Annotated in this window: 12 protein-coding genes; 5 read left to right on the top strand and 7 right to left on the bottom strand. The window is 57.0% G+C overall.

What is annotated here, in order from left to right; genetic code table 11:
- Positions 1-25 precede the first annotated feature (25 nt).
- The 3 genes from GAL01_RS13380 to GAL01_RS13370 are packed head-to-tail and all read right to left on the bottom strand — an operon-like array spanning position 26 to position 2,921.
- The gene (locus tag GAL01_RS13380; protein WP_062027636.1) at positions 26-985 is read right to left on the bottom strand and encodes an MlaD family protein; all 960 of its coding nucleotides are present in this window, start codon (positions 983-985) and stop codon (positions 26-28) included.
- The gene (locus tag GAL01_RS13375; protein WP_062027634.1) at positions 985-1,755 is read right to left on the bottom strand and encodes an ABC transporter ATP-binding protein; all 771 of its coding nucleotides are present in this window, start codon (positions 1,753-1,755) and stop codon (positions 985-987) included. The genes GAL01_RS13380 and GAL01_RS13375 overlap by 1 nt, the downstream gene beginning before the upstream one ends.
- A gap of 5 nt (positions 1,756-1,760) precedes the next feature.
- On the bottom strand, positions 1,761-2,921 hold the full coding sequence (locus GAL01_RS13370) for an MlaE family ABC transporter permease (RefSeq protein ID WP_062027631.1): 1,161 nt from the start codon (positions 2,919-2,921) through the stop codon (positions 1,761-1,763).
- Between the two features lie 265 nt (positions 2,922-3,186).
- Here GAL01_RS13370 and GAL01_RS13365 point away from each other — a divergent pair, with 265 nt between their 5' ends.
- Positions 3,187-4,113 (top strand): glycosyltransferase family 2 protein, encoded by a 927-nt coding sequence (locus GAL01_RS13365; RefSeq protein WP_062107671.1) that lies wholly within the window; start codon positions 3,187-3,189, stop codon positions 4,111-4,113.
- 41 nt (positions 4,114-4,154) lie between these two features.
- Here GAL01_RS13365 and GAL01_RS13360 read toward each other — a convergent pair whose 3' ends face one another.
- The gene (locus tag GAL01_RS13360) at positions 4,155-6,245 is read right to left on the bottom strand and encodes a DUF6311 domain-containing protein (protein ID WP_062028873.1); all 2,091 of its coding nucleotides are present in this window, start codon (positions 6,243-6,245) and stop codon (positions 4,155-4,157) included.
- Between the two features lie 165 nt (positions 6,246-6,410).
- On the opposite strand from GAL01_RS13360, the gene GAL01_RS13355 reads away from it, so the two are divergent.
- On the top strand, positions 6,411-7,595 hold the full coding sequence (locus GAL01_RS13355) for a serine hydrolase domain-containing protein (protein ID WP_062028875.1): 1,185 nt from the start codon (positions 6,411-6,413) through the stop codon (positions 7,593-7,595).
- A 26-nt stretch (positions 7,596-7,621) separates the two neighbouring features.
- Here GAL01_RS13355 and GAL01_RS13350 read toward each other — a convergent pair whose 3' ends face one another.
- The 3 genes from GAL01_RS13350 to GAL01_RS13340 form a co-directional block, all read right to left on the bottom strand.
- A complete protein-coding gene (locus GAL01_RS13350; RefSeq protein WP_062028877.1) occupies positions 7,622-8,371 on the bottom strand; it encodes a C1 family peptidase in 750 nt (249 codons plus the stop codon).
- A gap of 84 nt (positions 8,372-8,455) precedes the next feature.
- On the bottom strand, positions 8,456-8,959 hold the full coding sequence (locus GAL01_RS13345; protein WP_062028879.1) for a hypothetical protein: 504 nt from the start codon (positions 8,957-8,959) through the stop codon (positions 8,456-8,458).
- A gap of 77 nt (positions 8,960-9,036) precedes the next feature.
- Complete coding sequence (locus GAL01_RS13340) at positions 9,037-9,372, bottom strand: hypothetical protein (protein ID WP_062028881.1); 336 nt, start codon at positions 9,370-9,372, stop codon at positions 9,037-9,039.
- A gap of 214 nt (positions 9,373-9,586) precedes the next feature.
- Here GAL01_RS13340 and GAL01_RS13335 point away from each other — a divergent pair, with 214 nt between their 5' ends.
- From GAL01_RS13335 to GAL01_RS13325, 3 genes are all read left to right on the top strand, one after another.
- Positions 9,587-11,713 (top strand): M3 family metallopeptidase, encoded by a 2,127-nt coding sequence (locus GAL01_RS13335; RefSeq protein ID WP_062028922.1) that lies wholly within the window; start codon positions 9,587-9,589, stop codon positions 11,711-11,713.
- Between the two features lie 69 nt (positions 11,714-11,782).
- Entirely contained in the window at positions 11,783-13,342 is a 1,560-nt protein-coding gene (locus tag GAL01_RS16085; RefSeq protein WP_231865270.1) for a hypothetical protein, read from the top strand.
- A gap of 14 nt (positions 13,343-13,356) precedes the next feature.
- Positions 13,357-15,045 (top strand): M28 family metallopeptidase, encoded by a 1,689-nt coding sequence (locus GAL01_RS13325; RefSeq protein ID WP_062028926.1) that lies wholly within the window; start codon positions 13,357-13,359, stop codon positions 15,043-15,045.
- The last annotated feature ends 16 nt before the right edge of the window (positions 15,046-15,061 follow it).

The raw sequence follows: 15,061 nt of genomic DNA, 5'->3' as shown, positions 1-15,061 counted from the left end.
AACGGGGAAAGACGGGTGGTGCGGCTCACTGCCGGCGTCCCGTGAGGAGAAGCTGCGGGTTATGTTCGACGTCTGTGGCGAACCCGCGCAGGGCCGAGGCTGCAGCGGCGATATCACGCAGGCTGGCTTCGAGATTGGTCCGGTCCGCCGAGCGCGGAGAGGTCATGTTTTCCAGATTGGCGAGGCTTTTCGTGGCCTGCTGAACTGCCTCATTGCTGCTCTGGAGGACTGCGTGCAGTTCACGTCCGCGCGCATCAAGCTGCGACGTTCCTGCATTGGCCAGACGGTCTACACTGAGAAGCGTACGCGTTATGGCAGGTTCGAAATCCGTTATCGCCTTGCGGGTCGCATCGACCATGTCGCGACTGTGGTCCGAGGTTTCGCGAATGCTCTGGATCAGTGCAGGCAGATCTTTGTCGAGCTTGTCCGAAAGCTGACGAACCGAGGCCAGTGTGGCGTCGGCGTTCTCGCCGATCTGTTTCAGGGGTAGGTCCTGAAGGCTCTGCGTCATGGCGGCTATGGTGGACTGTCTGGTCGGAATTTCCGTAACATGGGCGATATCAGGGTGGAAAACCGCAGGGGTCGAGGGAGAAAAATCCAGATCGATTTCGGACGTTCCCGTAACGAAGCTCTTGAGGTTCATCTCGCCGCGCAGTCCCTGCCTGATAAGTTCCTCCAGATTGGGAAGACGGTGGCTGCTGTTGGTCAGGATGATGTCGTCCGGTCGCATCGTGACATAGACTGGAATATAGGCGTCTTTGGTGACGGGATTGTATTCAATGACGACGCGGTCCACCGCGCCGACCTGAACGCCACGGAATGTGACGGGAGAGCCTACGGCCAGACCCGACGAGGCCCCATGAAACACCAGAACGGCTTTCGTCGTCCGGGCGAAAGGATGGAAATTGCCGAACAGGACAAAGGCTGCGACGAGGAGGCCTGTCCCTCCAAGGACGAAAGCACCGACAAGAGCCTGCCTGTTCATTACGTATTTCCTTCTTCGTCGTCGCGTTCGCGGTGCATGAAGGCATGCACCTGTGGGTCCGTACAGGTATCGCGCAGATCTCTGGGGGAGCCATGGGCGATGGGAATTTTCGTTTTGGCATCCAGAAAGATGCCGTCGTCGGCGATATGGAACAGGCTCGACAGTTCGTGGCTGACGATGATGATTGTTGCACCAAGGCCGTCCCGCAGGTTCAGAATCAGGTCGTCGAGGCGGGCGGACGTGATCGGATCGAGGCCTGCGGAGGGTTCATCAAAAAACAGAATGTCCGGATCGAGGGCGAGGGCGCGCGCCAGACCGGCGCGTTTGCGCATGCCACCGCTGATTTCTGACGGATAAAGATCAATCGCCTGCAACATACCGACGAAACCCAGCTTGAGTTCCACGAGGCGACGGATGACGGGGGGCTTGAGGTCCGTGAACATCTGCAAAGGCAGCGCAATGTTCTCGCCAATGGTCATGGAACTCCATAACGCGCCGCTCTGAAACAGGACGCCGAAGCGGTGGTTCAGATCGGTGCGATGGGCGTCGCTTCCGGCCCAGTAGTCTTCGTCCCCGACACGATATTCACCGGCGGACGGTCGCAGGAGGCCGATCATGCTTTTGAGCAGGGTGCTTTTGCCGCAGCCGGAGCCCCCCATAACAGCGAAGATGCTGCCTTTGCGTACATCGAGCGAGATGTTCTTCTGGATGACCTTCGGCCCGAAGGAGAGTGTGACATCGCGCAGGGACAGGACGGTCTGGTCAGGCATGGCGGTCAGATTCCCAGAACATCGGCGATGACGGCGAAGATTGCATCAATGGCGATGACACCCACAATGCCGACAACCACGGCCCGTGTGGCGGCAATGCCGACATCCGCAGCAGAGCGTCCGGCCTTCAGGCCGATCCGACAGCTTGTCAGGCCAATGAACGCGCCGAAAACGAGGCTTTTGACAAAACCGAATATGAACTGACCGATCCCGAAGGCCGTGATCGTCTGGTGAAAATAGCCAGCTGCCGTGATGTCGAGCATCGAAATGGATACGACAAAGCCGCCCAGCATCCCGATGAGGCATCCATACAGGTAAAGAAACGGCATCGTGATGATAAGGGACAGGACAGCAGGCAGGATCAGATAGGTCGAAGGCTGAATGCCAAAGACATTCAGGGCGTCGATCTCCTCGTTGCCCTGCATGGTGGAAATCCGCGCGGCATAGGCACCGCCCGTGCGCCCGGCCATGATGATGGCGGTCATGACGGCAGCCATTTCTCGCACCATCGCAATACCGACCAGACTGGCTACATAGATGCCAGCTGCGAATTTCTGGAGTTCCACGGCTCCGACAAATGCGAGAATTGCACCGATGAGGAAATTGACGATTCCGACAATCAGTAGGGCATAGGGACCCGCATCACTGGTGTTAGCCAGAAGATCGCTCAGGCGCATCCGGCTGCGCCCCAGAACGGTCTGAACGGCCCCTTTCGCCGTCAGTGCCGCGAGCTCGGACACTACGCCGACTTCCGTCATGGAGGCGATGGAACGGCGGCCCAAGGCTTCCAGAAACGGGATGCGGAAAGGCTTGTGGTGGACGGGATCGTCCGGAGCCTCGGGCAAAAGCTCCAGAAGCTGACGCATCGGGCCAGGCAATGTCTGCATCTCGAGACTGATGCCAGCGTCATGCGCAACACGTTTGAGATCCCACAGAAAAGCGATCAGCCCCGTGTCCCACGCCTGAATGCCGGAGGTCTGAAACGACAGATGCCCTTCTGGAGTTTTTGGTAGTCCGTCTTTCGGAAAAACCGGAATTGTGCCGGCCCGAGCCTGCCATGTTCCGCTCAGCACCATGACAGTGGAATTCTCTCCCCCTTCAAGACGCCATTGCGGAGCACTTGTCGATGGGTTCAAATTCGGTCCTGTATCGGTCTTGTCTGTCATGGACTCTGCATTTCCGGTCCTGACATCCCCTGGGTCTGCAAAAAAAAATGGAAATCTGGTGGGCGAAAATATCAAGGGTAAGGCAGATGGCTGCCTTGGGTAATACCTTATCGGTTGCAGGGGAAAGATCAATGCTCCTGTTGGTCGGCGAGCATCAAGTATGTTTTTCTGGTTATTTCTGTGATTTGACTGAAATGAAACCTGCATGCTGTCAGGATATTTCTGATAGAATCAGACATTCACGATTTGGAATCCGAAGACCTGTATGGCCAGCCAGCTTTCCCTGATTGTTCCCTTCTACAATGAAGAGGCCGCTATTGGTCACTTTGCGAGGAGTATCCTGCCTGTTATCGACAGCATTGCCGAGACAGGCTGGGAGATTGTTTGTGTGGATGACGGCAGCAGTGATGCCACTCTGCGGGAACTGATCAGGCTTTCGGAAGACGACCGGAGATTCCGGGTTCTTGAACTGTCCCGCAATTTCGGCAAGGAAGCGGCACTGACAGCTGGTCTCGATGCGGCAACGGGAGATGCTGTCATTATTATTGACGCGGATCTTCAGGACCCACCTGAAGTCATCCCCGAGATGGTGCAGGCCTGGCGTGAGGGGGCGGAGGTCGTGCTGGGCAAGCGGATTGATCGGTCCAGTGACAGCATGCTGAAACGCAAAACCGCAGCGTGGTTTTACGCGCTGCACAACCGGCTCGCCCATATCCGGATCCCGGAAAATGTGGGTGATTTCCGCCTGATGGACCGGTGTGTGGTTGAAGCTCTGCGCAAACTTCCGGAACGCCAGCGCTTCATGAAAGGTCTGTTCGCGTGGGTCGGGTTCCGGACAGTCACCATTGATTACGTTCGTGCACCCCGTGCTGCGGGAACGACAAAGTTCTCGGGTTATTCGCTGTGGAATTTTGCTCTTGAAGGTTTCACCAGCTTTTCCTCCGTTCCCATTCGGCTGTGGACATATCTGGGAACCATCGGCGCGGCGCTGGCCATTCTTTACGCAATTTTCATTGTTTTCCGCACGATACTCTGGGGCAATTCCGTGCCAGGTTACGCGTCCCTGTTTGTGGCCATCATCTTTTTCAGCAGTGTTCAGATCATCAGCATTGGCATGTTGGGGGAATATATCGGTCGCATTTACATGGAGACGAAGCAGCGTCCGATCTACGTCCTGCGACGTAAGTACTGAGACGGAAGACCGGGCACGGTCGTGCCCGGTCTCAGGAGCTTTCAATCCAGTCCGATGACTTTGAGGCTGAGGAGCGCAATTCCCAGAAGACGCGGATCCTGTCCAATACGCACCGGGTTGCTGATCTGTAACTGCAGGCTTGCAGACTGTGTCTCGGGGGTTAGGGGGAAATCGGCTTTATAGTCCGCCTCGTCGGGCTGTACGTCCCATTCGGCGATCTGTGTGCCGTTCAGGAGAACACGGACATGCTGGGGCGTGCCGGGTGTAGAGTGCATCCGCAGTACGAGATTTGCCCTGTGAACCTCTGCAGGCAGATGCAGGTAAAGGCTGGGATCAGGCGTCTCGCTCCACACGCCCCAGTCTTCGGGGGCAGACCAGCCACTTTCCAGAATTTCTTCGTTCCTAAACTGCGGGCCGGCAGTAACAATCTCCTGACCGATCGGCAGGACAGGCGCCTGCAGCGCAGGCGACAGACCTGCGGGAAAGGGCACGTCTGCTGCAACGCAGAAGGTCGCTTTGTCCATGACTCCGCATTGCGCATGTTGCAGCCTCGACCAGCTCAGGGCGTGAATGCGTTGCGATGTGCCGGTCAGAATGACAAGGGTTTGTCGATCAAGGGGGTGAGGCTGTTCTGCCGACATATGACAGGCGGCTTCCGGCATCAGTCTTGCTGTATACATCGTGTTGACCGAGGCGTTTTGGAGCGCCGCCGCATACAGGAACCGCATAATATAACGCGAATCAGCGCTATCGCATTCCAGTCTGGGGTGGATTTCGATTTTGTCGAAGGGCTTCATCAGCGCCAGAGACTCACTGTCTTCTGGAGCGGGCGGAGTAAGGATCGTATTTTCAACCCATTGGACACCTTGGCGCATGCCAAGGGTATCCTGCCATTGCAGCGTTATTCCCGCGAGCAGGACCAGAGGCCAGACCTTTGGCCAGACCCGGCACAGAATGTAAATGCCGCCAATCATCATCACATACGCAACCGGCCAGAACATACGTCCCGAAGAGCGCATCTGCTCCGCGCCCGGCATAGTAAAATGTGTCAGCAGGACGGGAATATGCAGGAAATAGACGCGGTTTGAAACGGCGATGGCCGTTAGCGCCAGGCATGCCAGAAAAAGGCCGACATGCTGTTTTGTCAGTTGTATGAGAAGTGCGATGCCCTTGCGGTTCAGCAGAGCCATTCCAAGAACAAGCAACACACCGGCACCAAGATACTGATACCCTTCATATTGTCCCCCGGTCGCTTCCGCGAGCTGTATGGGAACGGAAGGAAACAGGCTGGAGTGGGCTGGCCAGAAAGGCGAGGCGAGGTTCATGGAATAGAAACCGTAACCGCCGCCGCTCATTCCTCCCCAGTATCCCAGAGCCGATCCAATAATGACGATCCCCAGCCCTGATGCGGCCGTAGCCATGGCGGCAGGCACAAAGGTTTTCCAGCTTCTGTCCCGCAGCAGGAGTGTCAGGGGAACCGCTCCGAGAACCGCTCCGGTCATCACCATGAGATAGGGATGAATCAGAAGTGTCAGGGTGTTCAGAAGAGCCAGCAGCCACACCGGTCCGGGACCTGCGCCGGGTCGCGTCCCCCTGAAATAAAGACCAATTGCCAGCAGCAGGATCCACTGTCCGCAAAGGGCTGCATGTCCGATCCTGAAGAGAAAGGTCGGAAAACAGGCCGCAAAGATTGCGGCTGCAAGCGCAGGCAGAAGACGTTTTTCGCCCAAGGATCGGAGTGCAAAGACTGCGCAGACTGGTTGCAGGGTCCAGCAGAGTGCAAGATAGAGGGTAATTCCCTGAAGCATGTCTGGGAAAAATGGGTGGACGATTTTCAGGAGCAAGGTTTCAAGGGGAATACTGTCCGTAAGGGCAATATTGGTACCAGGAGACACATTCAGCCGCTGGTCGACCAGGAGAGGCCAGTGCCAGTCCTGTCGCAGAAAATAGATCTGGCCAATAATGTGCTGGATGAAATCTTCCCGGCCGGTCTGGGCATAGGTCGGCACCTGCCCGCGGATTAGCGCCATCGGAAAGCATCGCAGAGCCTGAAAAAGGCCGAACACCAGTGACAGCGTGTAAACTGCAATCCTGTTCATGGACGGCGTGAGGGTCAGGCGTTTTTCAAACAAATGACAATACTCGCAATAACGAATGATTTTCAGAACTGAGCAGCGTCATACAGGAGAAAATTTTCCCATACCATGACCGATGCTACTCTCTGTCCCATTCTGTTGCGTATTCGTAAAAAACAGCTAGTCTTCACGCTCCAGATCAGGAGCGGGGAAAGCAGGAATATGTCAGACAGGCGCGCCGAAGCGAAATATGGTTCTCTGAAACGGCGTCACGTCCTGTTGGGCGGCGCAGCTGTCTGCGTCAGCCAGGTCGTGGCCTGTGCGCGGCCGACGCCGTCTTTCGAGGCGGTGGATGTTCTGGTTCGTGATACCGTCAGGCAAGGGGAAGCGCCGGGTGCTGTTGTCGTCATCGGACATGACGAAAAAATCGTGCACCGGTTCATGTATGGGAAGCGCGCCATTGTCCCAGTTCCGGAACCTCTGAGCTGGGATACGCACTTCGATATGGCGTCCCTGACCAAGCCGACCATGACGGCGCTTTCGGTGATGCAGCTTGTCGAGCAGGGCAGGATGGGTCTGGATGAGCGGGTCAGCCAGTATTTTCCGGAATTTGCGTGTAACGACAAAGGTAACATCACCACCCGCATGCTGCTGACCCATTACTCCGGCCTACCGCCAGATGTGCCGCTGAACGATCCGTGGACTGGCAAGGCCGAAGGCGTGAGGCGCGCCATGACGTCGCCTCTGATCAATCAGCCCGGCGAAAAATTCGTTTATAGCGACATCAATTATATTATGCTGGGGCTGCTGGTGGAAAAGCTGAGCGGGGTGCCGCTCAATCAGTATGTGAAGGTCAATATCCTTGATCCGTTGGGAATGACGGAGTCCGGCTACCTTCCGTCCTCCAGTCTGAGACCGCTCATTGCTCCGACCCAGTATGACGCACAGGGCGTCATGTTACGCGGCGTGGTTCACGATCCGACAGCGCGCAGAATGGGAGGTGTGGCAGGACATGCCGGTTTCTTCTCGGACGCGCAGGATATGTCCCTTTACGCGCAGGCGCTTCTGGATCGGCTGAAAGGACGTCCGAGCCGTTTCCCGCTGCGGCAGGAAACGCTCGTACTTATGACTACGCCGCAACAGCCGACCGGGAAAACGGATCTGCGGGGGCTGGGCTGGGATATCGACACCCATTATTCCTCCCCTCGTGGTGACGTATTTTCCCGACGCTCCTTTGGTCACACCGGTTTCGTCGGCACATCCCTGTGGATTGATCCGGACAGTGACAGCTATGTGCTGATCCTGACGAACCGGGTACATCCTTCAGGCGGCCATAGCGTCGTGAAGCTGCGGCACGACGTTGCCACGGCCGCGGGAAAGGCGCTTGGTCTCTCCGCTCCCGTTTAAAAATACCTGTAGGGTCCACCCATTCTTCATACGCCCCGCACTTCTGCCAGAAGCGTGTCGAACGTCTCCCCGTTGGGAGATGTTCCGGGAATGGAGAGCCAATTCTGGCGCGACAGCAGACCGTAGGCTTCGTCGGCGATCTTCTTGAACGTGTCCCACGGCATGAAGGTCCGCGTCCCCCATGTATTGAAGAAAAGCCCTTCAGGATCGTAGCCGACAAGCGCAATCGCGTGACCACCCACCGGGGTTCTGTTGGAAATGGCGTTCCAGTCCCACGTTGCGCCCAGGGGCAGATCCATGAACCCCTGCGGAACCTGAACGCCTGCGAGTACGCCGCCCAGATAGCAGATGCCGCGCCGGATGCCATCGCAGTCCTGAGGATCGATCGTGCCATAGGCGGTCAGGTAGTCCAGTGTCTGGCCAGGGCGGTGAAGGCCCTCGCGCAGCCAGAAATTCAGCTCGTCCAGCAGGACTGTCCCGTTGTCCCGTGCACCTGTCTGTGGGTCAAAACCGGTGACGGCTGCGTAATTGTTCAGCACCATGCTTGTGGGCAGCACGACCAGTGCCTGTGCGGCATGGGTCCATGTCGCTGTCAGGGCGGCCTGGGCTGCGAAGGCGCAGCATCCGTAGCGGTCGTTTCCCCACATCTGGTAGGGTACGCCTGTGGACCAGTCTTTCTCCGCTGGAACTGCCGGAAGGCGCGAGGCCAGCATCGGGGCGAGGCGATAGGTACGTGGGTCATGTCTGGGGGTAAGCTTGCCAAGGCATCGGGACATGGGGAACTCCGGCAGGGAAACACAAACATCTGGGAGGAGCGGTTCAGGTGAACCGCTCCCGTATCGGGACTGTTGGATTGAGGCTCAGACGCCCTGATAGATCCGGGCGCGGATCAGTTCTGGCGTTTCTGCCGGAGCGGCGAAAGGAGCGGCCGTTACGCCAGTAAGGGCTTCGACCAGCGGAATCATGGCAGCAACCGTGGACATGTAGCCTGCGGTTGACGGCGAGTAGGCCTTCACGATGGGCGTTGCGATGGCCAGCAGGGTCTGAAGATCCGTTCCAAGGCTCTTGGCCCAGTCCTTGCCGGTGGCAATGGTGATCGTGCCATTCGAATTGGCCGCGACCTGTGCCGAGACGCTCTTGATCTGGGCGATCAGGTTGTCGAATTCCGCCTTGTCTTTGGCGGACAGGTGGCTTTCGAGTTCGGGAATGCTTTCGATCGCCTGAACCGCGTAGGCAATGGCTGCGGCATCGTTGCTCAGGGCGCTCGTGTTGAACGAGGCCGTGTTCGCGGTCGTGGTGCAGGCGCTCATGGAAACGAGAAGAACGGTGCCAAGGCCCAGGGCAATAAGACGGTTACGAATCATTAAATGCTCCACACATAAAAAAACCGCCCCGAAGGCGGCTGCGATTAATGAAAATATCTGCAGGAAAAATTCGAAAATCAGTCGGTACGTCTGGGGACCTCACCGGCCTTGGGATGTGTCGAGGCCACGTCCAGTCCGAGTTTTGCGGAGTCATTGGCCCGCGAGGAACCGACCGGAACCATGATTGCTTTCGACCCCGGCTGATACGCACTGGTGTTCCAGCCTTTGGCCTGCGCCACGGCGCTGACGATCTGAAAGAGCGGCAACAGCTTTGACGTGCTGGCAGGGGGTTTCCAGAAGCGAAGAGCCAGGGCGGCCGCAGCGATCAGGAAAGTTACGATTGAAACGATATCGCCAGCATATCTGGCGGGCAGATAGGGCAGGATTGTCTGGAACAGCGCTGTCCAGTCCATTGTTGCCTCCGACTAAGAAAACACCGCTCCTAAGGCGGCTGTGCCAACACACTCTCCCGGTCTAGGGAGTGGCGTTCGCGCGCGCCAACGAGAAAATGACGTCAAGTGCCAACTGACTGGTTTTGCGCCTTTTCCAAAGGCAGGGGCATGCGTTTGACGATCTGTCGTGAAGGCCATACGGTTCGACACCATCACGAATGTCACAGGCGATTTCATGGCTTTCAATTTCAGGCTCGCCGCAGTTGCTGCGGTTTCGGCTTTCTCTCTTTCTGCTGAAGCACATGCGGCTGCGACGAACCCGTTTTTTTCGGCAAGTACGCTGCCTTTTCAGGCGCCCCGCTTCGATCAGATCAAGGACAGCGACTACGCCCCGGCGTTCGAACGCGGCATGGCCGAGCATCTGCGCGAGATCAATGCGATTGCCAATAATCGCGCGGCCCCGACCTTCGACAACACCATTGAAGCAATGGAGCGGGCAGGTCAGACGCTCAACCGCGTGCAGATGACGTTCTATGGTGTCTATCAGGCCAATACAAACGATGCGCTGGACAAGGTGCAGAGTGCGGAAGCCCCGCGTCTGACGGCTCATGAAGATGAAGTCTATCTCAACGCAAAGCTCTTTGCGCGTGTGAAATCGCTTTATGACCGCCGGGAAAAGCTGACACTGACACCCGAACAGGCGCAGCTCCTCGATATTTATTATCAGCAGTTCGTACATGCCGGAGCGCAGCTTTCTGCGGCTGACAAAACGAAGCTGCGTGCGATCAATACGCGGCTGTCCAATCTCGAAACGCAGTATGAGCAGAAGCTGATTGCGAGCGCCAAAGCGGGTGCGCTGGTCGTGGATAACGAGAAAGCGCTGGCGGGTATGGACGCGAATGCGATCGCCTCCGCCGCCAAGGCTGCGCAGGAGCGCAAACTCACGGGCAAGTGGGTTATCCCGCTTCAGAACACGACGCAGCAGCCTGATCTCTCATCCCTGACCGACCGCGATACGCGAAAGGCCCTTTTTGACCAGAGCTGGACGCGGGCGGAAAAGGGAGATGAGAACGACACCCGCGCCACGATTGCTGAACTGGCGCAGCTTCGGGCACAGAAAGCCGCACTTTTCGGATATCCGAATTTTGCTGCCTATACCCTGTATGACCAGATGGCCAGGACGCCGGAAGCCGCTGAAAACTTCATGCAGCAGCTTGTCCCGGCAACAGCTGCGGAACAGAAACGCGAAGCAGCGGTTCTTCAGGAGACCATTCGCAAGGATGGCGGCAGGTTTGATCTGAAGCCCTGGGACTGGGAGTATTATTCCGGTCAGGTACGCCGTGCGAAGTACAATCTCGATCAGGATGAGATCAAACCGTATTTCGAACTCAAAACGGTCCTGACAGATGGCGTGTTCTTCGCTGCCAATCAGCTCTATGGCATTACATTTCAGCAGCGGACGGACATTCCTGTTTATCAGCCGGATGTCATGGTCTTCGAAGTTCATGACAAGGACGGTTCTCCGCTTGGTCTGATGTATTTCGATTACTTCAAGCGGGATAACAAGTCGGGCGGTGCCTGGATGTCCAACTTTGTCGGGCAGTCGAAGCTGCTGGGAACGAAGCCGGTCATCTATAACGTTGCCAACTTCACCAAGGCCGCTCCAAGTCAGCCGCAGCTCATCACCTCCGATGATGTGACGACCATGTTCCACGAATTCGGCCATGCCCTGCACGGCCTGTTTGCGGACCAGACGTATCCGTCGCTTTCCGGCACCAGCGTGGCACGGGATTTCGTGGAGTTTCCGTCCCAGTTCAACGAGAATTGGGCGTTGGATCCGAAGGTCCTGTCGCATTACGCCCGCCACTACAAGACTGGGGCTCCGATGCCGGCAGCACTGGTTGAGAAAATCCGCAAGGCTGCGCATTTCAATCAGGGCTATGCACTTGGTGAAATCGTCGCCGCAGCCGAACTGGATATGAAATGGCACGGCCTGCCGGTCTCGGCTCCGCGTCAGGATGTGGATAAATTTGAAAGCGAAGCGCTGAACGGCACGGGGCTGGACGTTGCAGCCGTTCCCCCGCGTTATCGTTCCAGCGATTTCCTGCATATCTGGTCCAATGGCTATTCCGCTGGTTATTACGCCTATCTGTGGACGGAAATGCTGGATCAGGACGCGTTTGCCTGGTTTCAGGATCACGGCGGTCTGACGCGTGAGAATGGACAGCGCTTTCGCGACATGATCCTCTCAAAGGGGCATACGATGGATTACGGCCCGATGTTCAAAGCCTTCTACGGCAAGGATCCTGACATCACCCCGATGCTTGTTCATCGTGGTCTTGTGTCTGAATCGGGCAAGTAATCGCGGTCGGGAAGAAATTACAATCTTCTTCCTGACTTTTCATACAGGACTCAGGAGCAGACGATATTGATGCGCAGAATGAATGTCATGTCGTCTTGCGGTCCGCTTCTGGCATTTCTGGGTGTACTGTATTTCAGCCTTAAAGCGTTCTATGGCCTCGGAGCACCATCTTTCGGAGATGAGTCCGGACATATGCTGGGTGGATTGGCCATAGCGAAAGGTGATATCCTGTATCGGGACTACATTGACGCTCATGGCCCCCTGATTTTCATTCTGTCCTGGAGTGTCGGTCTGTTTGCCGACTTCCGTCACGCGTATCTGATGCGTCTTGTTTCTATTATCTGTACGATAGGAACTGCCGTTGCAGTATTCTATTCTCCGGTACTTCAGAAAAATTCTGCCCGGTTTCTTGCCGTTGGCATGTGGCTTGCCGCGATGGCTGCTCAGTGGACGGTTCAGGCTTTCAACATGGACAGCTACTGGACTGTTGGCGGGGATCTTCTCGGCTGTGTAACGGCGCTGGTAGCTCTCCCGCTATTGCTGGGAGAAGACATTGGAAGATGGCAGGCGCGATGCGGGGGCGCCTGTCTCGCTCTTCTGCCTCTGACAGCCTATTCCTTTGCTCCAACTGTTGTCCTGATGGGCTTGTCTGTTCTGGCTGTACGCCGTCCCGGATACGGAAAGGCTGTTCCTCACCTTCTCGCCGGGGGCGGGGTAGCGATTGGTGTCTGTCTGTTCTGGATGTTGCTTTATGGTGATCTGGGGGGGATGATCGCCTATCACTTCATTGCAAACCAGTTCTATTATGCCCTCTATATCGACGTTGGTCCGGGACCGCTGGCCCGAAGCCTCATACCGTCGCTTCAACAGGCCGCCCTTGTCCAGTCTCTGGCTACGATCTGTTTCTATTGTGGGGGTATCCTTCTGTTTGCGACATCCCGGCACCGGCTGGCCGTCCTGTTATTCTTGGGTGCTGTGCTCATGACACAGGTGCGTGGGGCGATGGGCTTTCAGGACGGCACATTCGTCATGGGCGCCCTTACGCTTTGCGTTCTCATGGTGATGCGGATTGCACAGTCGCGCGAGACCATAGGCGTTCTGATCGCGGCATTATTCTGCATCATGTTTGTCACGGGCCTGCGGCAGGCAACGTCTTCCCCCTATGCAATGAACCGTGAGCAGCAGCGGGAGGTCGGTTTTCATCCAATCCGTGAGAATACGGATGTCGGCTTTGTTAAAGTTATCCAGAAATACTCCGGTCCGAAGGAGAGGATTCTGGTTATTCCATATAATCCGGATGTTTATATTTATGCAGGTCGCCTCTCCATGAGGAAATATCATGAATATCTTCCATGGGAAGCAGACTATGGCCGCCACCCATGGTTTGGATATAAGCGCGATTTGTGTGTGGATCTCTCCGCTGATCTTCCGCCCGTTATATATTTTGATGATTACCGTGTCTGGGGACGATGGAGCGCAACGGATTACATGCCCTGCGTCCTGAAAGTTCTCGCGCATGATTATCAGCGGGATCCGGTTGAAAAAAGCGTCTATATCCGTCGTGACCGGCTGGATCGCGACATTATCAAGACCGGGAACCCGGCCTTACAGTCTCAAAATACCCAATGAAAGTAATGCCTGTCATGAAGCAGAAAACCTTTTCCCGCCGCATTCTCTTTCTTGCCACCGCGCTGACGGCTGGTCTGCTGAATCCCGTCGCGGGATACGCTGATCCTTCAGCAGATATCAGTCCGTCGCGGATGTCGGAAGCAATGAAGGTTTTGTCTTCGGACCGGTTTGAAGGCCGTGCTCCGGGAACGGAAGGGGAGAAGGTTACGGTTCCCTGGCTGATCGAACAATACAAGGCGCTGGGACTTGAGCCTGCGGGCGAAAATGGCGGATGGACGCAGGATGTCCCCATGCTTCGAACCAGAACCGGTGCGACGGGATCTGTTGCGGCCCGGACTGGCGGCAAAACGCTTTCTCTTGCTCAGATGAAGGATATCTACCTCTCGACCCTGTTGCCCGAGGATCGGCTGGCCGTCAAAAATGCGCCAATGGTTTTTGTCGGCTACGGTGTCCATGCGCCGGAGCGCCACTGGGATGATTTCAAGGGTGTGGATCTCAAGGGCAAGGTCGCGATTTTCCTCGTGAACGACCCTGATTTCGATGCCGCCCCCGGCGAGCCCGTTTCAGGACGTTTTGGCGGAAAAACCATGACGTATTACGGCCGCTGGACCTATAAATACGAGGAAGCGGCCCGCCGTGGTGCCGTTGCGGCTTTGATCGTCCATGATACGGCTGGCGCTTCCTATCCGTGGAGCACCGTGATCGCGCCGGGTGGTGAAGCCTATGATGTGGAACATGGGGCCAGCGAAAGCCGCCCCGTGCCCGTTCAGGGCTGGCTTGAGGGAAAAGCCGCGGATGCACTGTTCCGGCAGGCGGGGCTGGATCTTGAAACGCTTCGCATCAAGGCACGCTCGGAGGATTTTCGGCCGGTCACTCTGAAGCACACGGCATTCTCGGCCGATCTTCCGGTTACGGTTGACCGCCTCAAGAGCCAGAACGTGCTCGCGAAGATCACGGGTGCGAAATATCCGGATGAGACGGTCATGTTCGGCGCCCACTGGGATGCTTACGGCAAAAGCACGGATGCGCAGGGCAATACGGTCATCAGACGTGGTGCGATTGACGATGGCTCCGGTATTGCAGCGCTTTTTGAAATTGCCCGGGCTTTCAAGGCAGGACCGAAACCCGATCGGACGGTCCGTTTCGCCGCCTGGACGGGCGAGGAGCGGGGCCTGCTGGGTTCAGGATGGTATGTGGCCCATCCGTTGGCCCCGCTGGATAAGACCGCGGCCAACCTGACGATGGATGTCCTGCAGATGGCCGGCCCTGCGCATAACGCCTTCATTATCGGCGCAGGGCAGAACACCCTGCAGGACCAGTTTGCGGCTGCGGCATCGCTTCAGGGACGCACGACCCAGCCGGAAGCGATGCCAGAACGCGGGGCGTTTTACCGCGCCGATCATCTGCCGTTCGCACGCGCGGGTGTGCCGGTTCTTGCGGTGATGGACATGGCCGGGAAGTTCGATCTCGTGAAAGGTGGGACGGAAGCAGGCGGTAAATGGCTGACGGCTTACATGGCCTGCTACCATCAGGCCTGCGACGCCTGGAGCCCGGACTGGGATGTCAGGGGCGCTGCGCAGGACGTCTGGGCCGTCTGGAAAGTCGGACATGACGTGGCGTTTTCGCATGACTGGCCGCAGTGGAATGCTGGTTCTGAATTCGCTGCGATCCGTCAGAAAACCGCGCCTTCGACTGTTCACTAACCCGTCTTTGCCGGTT

It is taken from the genome of Gluconobacter albidus, assembly GCF_002723915.1.
GTDB lineage: Bacteria > Pseudomonadota > Alphaproteobacteria > Acetobacterales > Acetobacteraceae > Gluconobacter > Gluconobacter albidus.
The sequence above is the reverse complement of the archived record's forward strand: the minus strand, read 5'-3'. Positions and strand labels throughout refer to the sequence as shown.